The sequence below is a fragment of the Wolbachia endosymbiont of Pentidionis agamae genome (assembly GCF_036711655.1).
Classification (GTDB): domain Bacteria; phylum Pseudomonadota; class Alphaproteobacteria; order Rickettsiales; family Anaplasmataceae; genus JAZHPY01.
This window is the reverse complement of record NZ_JAZHPY010000177.1, coordinates 1-389: the sequence shown is the minus strand read 5'-3', so window position 1 is coordinate 389 and position 389 is coordinate 1. Positions and strand designations below refer to the sequence as shown.

The 389-nt window shown below is 38.8% G+C and carries 1 protein-coding gene; it reads left to right on the top strand.

Annotated elements, in window-relative coordinates; genetic code table 11:
• Positions 1 to 382, top strand: a 382-nt coding sequence (locus tag V6U76_RS05520) for a hypothetical protein (protein ID WP_333024149.1), incomplete at its 5' end; no start/stop codon positions are given.
• Positions 383 to 389 lie beyond the last annotated feature (7 nt).

The window sequence follows — 389 nt, the reverse complement described above, 5'->3', positions numbered from 1 at the left end:
TGAAGTTTTACCGCACGGATCAGAGATGCTGTGCAATGCTTACTCATCGTCACAAAAAAAGCATCACAGTTACCTGTGTTTAAATGCACTTGGATTTTCATATATGTTGGATCGAAATCCCAACGCTGCGATTTTAATTGATTTGAAGAACGGAAATGATTTCGTTGTTGGATCGAACAACACGCCAAATGTTTTTGTTATTAGAGAGGGGATCAAATTTATGACCGGTGGGGATGCGGACGATGTATTTGTATTAGTTGGACAGAACGTTACAGGCCTATTCGATGGCGGTAGTGGCAATAACGTATTACTTCTTGATAATTATCGACCTCAGTGTTCTCGTGTAACAGTAATTTTAAGAAATTTACAGCTGAAAAGGTGAAGCAAAT